Source organism: Flavobacterium sp., from assembly GCF_027531705.1.
Classification (GTDB): Bacteria; Bacteroidota; Bacteroidia; order Flavobacteriales; family Flavobacteriaceae; genus Flavobacterium.
Genome location: NZ_JAPZSP010000045.1, coordinates 46,103 through 52,757, shown reverse-complemented (window position 1 = coordinate 52,757; position 6,655 = coordinate 46,103). Strand labels below are relative to the sequence as shown.

The following is a 6,655-nucleotide window of genomic DNA, read 5'->3' as shown; positions in this document are numbered from 1 at the left end:
CGAAGTTCTTTTACTGGGGCATCTTTGGGTAAAGTTGTTTTATCGGTCGCTTTCAACATGGCATAATTGAGTGTTGTAATTGTAGATAACGCATTGGCATTGTACTGATTTTGATTGTGATTGGAATGATCGGTACTCGTTTCCATATCGCTCATAGTACCCTTATGTTTTGCGCTTACTGCACCAGTTATTTCTGGGTACATTACTACATTCATATCCATTTGATTTAAGGACATACTCATTCCCATATCATCTAAATCCCCATTCATTTTCATCATTCCGTTCATCATTTTCATTCCCTCAAAATATTTTAATTTTGGCAACGGAGCAATCAATTGTTTGATGCCATTTCCAATGTATAATGAAGTAGATTTTGTGCGGTCTTCTGGAGTTGCTAAAAATTCATAAGAAGTATTACTTGCAGGAATTGTAACTATAATGTCATAAGTCTCGGATACTGCTATCAATAATCTATCTACTTCAACAGGTTCTACATCGTTACCATCACTAGCTACAACTGTTATTTTTCCTCCAGCATAAGTTAACCAAAAGTATGATGAAGCTCCACCATTTGCCACACGCAAACGAACTTTATCTCCACTTTTAAACTGTGATAACTGACTTTCATTTTTACCATTAATCAGAAACTTATCATAATATACATCGCTCACATCCATAGCATTCATTCGTTTCCATTCATTGGCTATTTTTGTTTTGAAATGACCTTGTTTTATGGCTTCAGCATAACTTTGTGTTGTTCCTTTTTTAATTGCAAACCAATCGGTTGCATTGTGTAACATTCTGTGAACGTTCTCGGGTTTTAAATCGGTCCATTCACTTAAAATAATAGGCACAGTTGGTAAATCATCTATACCTTTTCGGAATGTTTTGTCATTTTGTTTTTTGTTCATAATGAACATACCATACATACCAATTTGTTCCTGTAATCCTGAATGACTGTGGTACCAATGAGTTCCGCTTTGAATTATTGGAAACGAATATTTGTGAGTAGTTCCCGGTTCTATTGGCATTTGTGTAAGGTTTGGGACACCATCTTCTTTATTAGGTAAAAATAGTCCGTGCCAATGCAATGAAGTGCTTTCTTTTAATTCGTTATGTACATAAATTTCAGCAATATCACCTTCTGTAAATGTTAATGTTGGCATAGGAATTTGACCATTTACTGCAATTGCTCTTTTTTCTTTTCCAGAATAGTTTACGATGGTATCACGAACATATAAATCGTAACGAACTATGTTTTGCGAAAACAGCGTTTGTGTTGCCAAAACGAAGATTACGATTGGTAACAGTTTTTTTGAAAGAATGTTTTGTATATCCATTATAGTAATTGTATTATTTTAATTTTACACTATTATTTTTTTAACAAGATTTCCCAATCTGAAATTTTATTGTTCAAACTATCAATAGTTTTTTTCATTTTCTCCTTATCAGCAATTGAAATGGCTCGCTTTGCAGCTTCAATTGCAATAGTGTAATCTTTGTTTTCAGAAGCTAATTTTTGTCTTAGATTAGGATAATAGAAATTTTGAGGATTTATTTTTTCTGCTTCCAAAAGCCATATAATTGCTTGTTTATAATCTCTATTAGTACTGTAATAATAATTAGCTGCCTGAAATAATAAATTGGCATCCTGAGTTTTACCCTTAATTATATGTTGATCTATCAATGCCACTATTGTATCGTCCTCCTTGCTCTTTACCGGTATTTTAACCATTGTATTTTCCCAAAGTATTTTTAGGAATGCTTCGCCTTTGCTATTGATATCATTTAATTCAATAGTAAAAGTTTCATAAAAATTGGGGCTTTTTTCTAAAGGGACTTTGAAACGCATTATATCTTTTTTTTCATCATAGCCCGTTTCTCCATGCAAGGTAGTATCTGAGTTAACAATTATAGTCCACTCATTTATTGAAGGAATTGAGAATATTGAATAGCTTCCTGCTTTTAATACATTGTTACCAAAAGAAATATCTTCGGAAGTGGTTATGACGGTACAATCACTTGCGCCAGTTCGCCAAAGCTTATCAAAAGGTACTAACTCCCCAAATATTTTACGACCTCTTACTAATGGTCTGCTGTATGTTATTTTTATTTTTCCGCTGCCGACTTCTTGCTCAAAAGATGCCGCAGGACTGGCTGAAGTAACTCTTATCTGGACTTTGTCTTGGGCAGATAATAATAAGGATTGCAAAATAATTAAGCCTGTTAAGATTGTTTTTTTCATTTTATAATTTTAAAGTTTTAATGTGCGTAATCGTAACGCATTTACAATTACTGATACAGAACTAAATGACATGGCTAAAGCCGCAATCATTGGGGATAATAATATACCGAAAAATGGATATAGAACACCAGCTGCGATTGGAACACCCAATACGTTATAGAAAAAGGCAAAAAATAAATTTTGCTTGATGTTTTTCATAACAGCATGGCTTAAGTTCTTGGCTTTTACAATGCCTTGTAAATCGCCTTTGACTAAAGTTATTTTGGCACTTTCAATTGCGACATCTGTTCCTGTTCCCATAGCTATTCCGATATTGGCTTGTGCTAATGCCGGTGCATCGTTGATACCATCACCAGCCATGGCCACAATTTTGCCTTCTGCTTGTAATTTTTTGATTTCGTTTAATTTGTCTTCGGGTAAACATCCTGCTTTATAGGAAGACAGGTTCAATTCTTCTGCAACTGCTTTGGCTGTATTGATATTATCGCCTGTCATCATAATTACTTCAACTCCTTGTTGCATCAGTTCTTTTATTGCAGCGGCACTTGACGTTTTTATGGCATCAGTAATGGATACAAATCCAACAGCAATACCTTCTACTGCAATATATGAAACGGTTTTTCCTAGTTTTTGTTCGGTAATGATTTTGTTTTCTATATCGTCAGAAATACTAGCTTTTACTTGTTCCATTAGTTTTTTATTACCTAATGCTACTTTTTTATTGGTTACTGTTCCTGTAACTCCTTTTCCGGCAATGGCTTCAAAATCTTTTACTTCGATTAATGAAATGGATTTTGTTTTGCCATAATTGACTACGGCTTGTGCTAATGGATGCTCACTATATTGGTTTAATGAAGCTATGCTTTGCAATAAATCGTTATCATTGTTATTGGTCGCATAAATTTTTTCGACCGATGGTTTTCCTTCGGTTATTGTTCCTGTTTTATCTGTAATTAAAACATTAACCTTATTCATGTTTTCTAAAGCTTCTGCATTTTTTATCAAAACCCCTGATTGTGCGCCTTTACCAACACCTACCATTACTGACATAGGCGTTGCCAATCCTAATGCACAAGGACACGCGATGATTAATACTGCGATGGCATTTATAAAACCATATACTAATGCCGGTTCGGGACCAAATTTTGCCCAAATGAAAAAGGTTATAACAGAAATGATGACTACAATGGGCACGAAGTATTTGGAAATACTGTCTGCTAATTTCTGAATTGGCGCTCTCGAACGAGAAGCGTCATTAACCATTTGCACGATTTGTGAAAGCAAAGTTTCTGAACCCACTTTTTCTGCAACCATAATAAAAGATTTATTCCCATTGATTGTTCCTGCAATTACATTATCGTCTTTCTTTTTATCAACGGGTATTGGTTCTCCTGTAATCATTGCTTCATCAATACTACTTTCTCCATCGGTTATTTTTCCGTCAACTGGAATTTTGTCACCAGGCTTAACCCGAAGTAAATCACCTTTTTTAATATCGTGGATTGAAATTACTTTATCGCTACCATCAATAACCAAAGTGGCTTCGGTTGGTGCGAGTTTTAATAATTCTTTGATAGCTCCACTAGTCTGACTGTGTGCTCTTGCTTCAAGTAATTGTCCTAATAATACAAGAGTTAGAATAACGGTTGTAGCTTCGAAGTATAGTAATACTGTTCCGTGTTCTGTTTTGAATTCGCTAGGAAAAATATCTGGGAAAAACATCCCGACCAAACTGAAAAGAAATGCCACTCCTGTACCAATTCCGATTAGGGTAAACATATTTAAATTCCAAGTAATGATGGATTTCCAAGCGCGAATAAAAAATACCCAACAGGCATAAAACACTACAGGAAGCGATAATATTAATTGTACCAAATTCCATTTTGAAGCATCCATTAGTTGTAGTAAAGGATTGTTGTGTGCCATTTCTATCATTGCAATTGCAAAAATGGGAACGGTAAATACGACTGCAATTTTCATTTTTTTAACCAAATCGGTATACGTTTTTTGGTCTTCGCTTTCGCTTGGTTCCATTGGGACTAAATCCATTCCGCATATTGGACATGAACCAGGACCTTCTTGAATTACTTCGGGATGCATAGGACACGTATACAACGTTTTACTCACCGTTAACTCTGGTGCTTTGACTAAATCCATGCCACACACAGGACAGTCACCTGCTTTGTCGTAAACTTTTTCTCCTTCGCAATGCATTGGACAATAATACTTTCCTGGCGCATTGGTTTGGACAACAGTTTCTTTTTTATGATTCTGGGAATTCATGGAGCAACATGATTTTTCAGCAACATCTTTCGTTAAAGTGTTCTCCTTGGTTTTAGCGCTGCTCATTTCTATGGTGTATTTTCCAACAGCAGTTAATGCTTCTTGCAATTGTGTTGTTGGAATGTGCTTTTCCATAGTTATAGTTGCTATGGGTGGCTTTAATGAAACTTTAGCTTCAACGCCATCAATAGCATTCAATGTTTTTTCGACTTTGGTTCGACAACCATCGCAAGTCATTCCGGTAATGTTGTAAGTATGTATCATCTTCTATATTATTTTAATACAAATTTCCTTCTTAACTGTTTTTTAGAGTTGCACAATTTTGGGTTTGATTTGCAAGATTTATAAATCTTCTATTTGTTTTCTTTTAATCGATTTTAAATTCTTGAAGTATGTTGGTGAAAAACCGGTTACTTTTTTGAATTGGTTACTTAAATGCGAAACGCTACTGTAATTTAATGAATAGGCAATTTGACTAAGCGATAATTCATCATACACAATCAACTCTTTTACTTTTTCAATTTTTTGATTGATGAAGTATTTTTCAATTGTTGTGTTTTCTACTTCGGAAAAGAGATTGCTCAAATTATTATAGTCTTGGTTTAGCTCTTGATATAAATATTCTGAAAGGTTTGTTTTTAAATCATTGTTTTTATTTTGGACTAAATCAATAATCAATGTTTTAATCTTGTCAATCGTTTTACTTTTCCTATCATCGATTAAATCAAAGCCAAATACTTTCAATATTTTACTAATTTCATTTTTTTGAACATCAGAAAAGGGTTCCATAATTTCGACTTCACCCAAATTAATAGATAAAAGTTTTAGTCCAAGCTTTTCTAACTCGGACTTAACCACCATTTTGCAACGACTACAAACCATATTTTTAATATAAAGTTTCATGCTTACTATTCTTTATTGATTGTCTGTTCAATCCAACTGATTATTTCTTGCTTTTGGGTTTCATCAAGAATAGCATCCTGATGTAATTGTGTGTATGAACTTAATGGCATAGTACCCGATTTTATTTCTCTACTTATTGCTTTTAGTTTACTTTGTTGTTTTCTATTTGAATAAGTCGCAAATTCATTAAAATTGAGTTCTTCTTTTCCATTTTTAATGTGGTTTTCTACAAATAATCTTGCTGGTTGAATGTAATCGTACCATAAATACTTAGTAGTATTACTATGGCAGTCATAACAAGCTTTTTGCAATGAATTAAGAACTTTTGGAGGTACTTTATAATTATTAGCAAAGTTTTTTCCAATATCGAATGAACTACTTACATTTTGTTTTGGTTGGTAGAATTGAATAGCTACAAACATTAAAAAGAATACTAATGCAATCTTTTTTAATTTACGTGTCATTTTATAACGTTTTTTTCAAACTACCACAAGTCAACATTTGAGAGCCATAAAATGGATTTTTAATTTCTTTTGTTTCACTAATCCAAATAGCTCCTTTGCCATCATTTGCCATTGGACAAAAATCTTGATACAATTTTTGCTTTGTTCCAAACATTTTAATCAAATCATTAATATCCTTACTTAGCGTAACAAAATGTTCTCTTTGATGGTCGATTTTCCCAGCATTATCACTAATGTGTTTTGCATGTTCTTTTGCATCGTCTGCAATATCTAAATACTCTTTTTTTTGAGTAGTAGTTAAACTATTTGAGTTGATTGTATTAAAATCGTTGAATAATGATTTACCTGCAATAGCAGCTGCTTTGGCATCGTCTTTTGTTAGTGCATTTTTTATTTTTAAATAGTTTGCAACTATTGCATTAATTGAAAAAGGAGTTTTTGTTTCAATTACTTTTTCTTTAACGTCATTAGTTGGTAGTTTTGTGGTGTCTTTGAGTTCTTGAGTTTTTTCATTTTCTTCATGGATTGGCTCAACTTGTGCAACTGGTTCGGTTAATTCCATACCACATTTGGAACATTCTTCTCCTTTTTTTCCTGTTATCTCTGGGTGCATGGAACACGCATATAATTCATTTGAATTTGTTGAAGTTTCTGTGGTATTGTTTTCTGTCTCTTTGTTTTTTTGATTACAAGAAACTACAGTGATAGCTATAATAGCTGATAGAATAAGTGCTTTCATGACATGTTATTATTAAGATTT

The 6,655-nt window shown here is 33.4% G+C and carries 6 protein-coding genes; all 6 read right to left on the bottom strand.

All coding sequences use genetic code 11. The annotated features are described in order from the left end of the window. A partial coding sequence (locus O9267_RS14240) for a multicopper oxidase domain-containing protein (protein ID WP_298180726.1) occupies positions 1–1,340 on the bottom strand: 1,340 nt, incomplete at its 3' end. Between the two features lie 32 nt (positions 1,341–1,372). Continuing rightward, entirely contained in the window at positions 1,373–2,245 is an 873-nt protein-coding gene (locus tag O9267_RS14235; protein ID WP_229324094.1) for a DUF2911 domain-containing protein, read from the bottom strand. Between the two features lie 9 nt (positions 2,246–2,254). After that, positions 2,255–4,792, bottom strand: coding sequence for a heavy metal translocating P-type ATPase (locus O9267_RS14230; protein ID WP_298180723.1), 2,538 nt, complete (start codon positions 4,790–4,792; stop codon positions 2,255–2,257). A gap of 78 nt (positions 4,793–4,870) precedes the next feature. Further along, positions 4,871–5,431, bottom strand: a complete 561-nt coding sequence (locus O9267_RS14225) for an AraC family transcriptional regulator (RefSeq protein ID WP_298180721.1) — start codon at positions 5,429–5,431, stop codon at positions 4,871–4,873. A 5-nt stretch (positions 5,432–5,436) separates the two neighbouring features. Beyond that, the gene (locus O9267_RS14220; protein ID WP_298180719.1) at positions 5,437–5,895 is read right to left on the bottom strand and encodes a heme-binding domain-containing protein; all 459 of its coding nucleotides are present in this window, start codon (positions 5,893–5,895) and stop codon (positions 5,437–5,439) included. A 1-nt stretch (position 5,896) separates the two neighbouring features. Continuing rightward, a complete protein-coding gene (locus O9267_RS14215; protein ID WP_298180716.1) occupies positions 5,897–6,634 on the bottom strand; it encodes a DUF3347 domain-containing protein in 738 nt (245 codons plus the stop codon). Positions 6,635–6,655 lie beyond the last annotated feature (21 nt).

Coding starts and splice junctions, on each gene's coding strand:
- O9267_RS14235 (WP_229324094.1), bottom strand. CDS start 2,245: ATGAAAAAAACAATCTTAACAGGCTTAATTATTTTGCAATCCTTATTA.
- O9267_RS14230 (WP_298180723.1), bottom strand. CDS start 4,792: ATGATACATACTTACAACATTACCGGAATGACTTGCGATGGTTGTCGA.
- O9267_RS14225 (WP_298180721.1), bottom strand. CDS start 5,431: ATGAAACTTTATATTAAAAATATGGTTTGTAGTCGTTGCAAAATGGTG.
- O9267_RS14220 (WP_298180719.1), bottom strand. CDS start 5,895: ATGACACGTAAATTAAAAAAGATTGCATTAGTATTCTTTTTAATGTTT.
- O9267_RS14215 (WP_298180716.1), bottom strand. CDS start 6,634: ATGAAAGCACTTATTCTATCAGCTATTATAGCTATCACTGTAGTTTCT.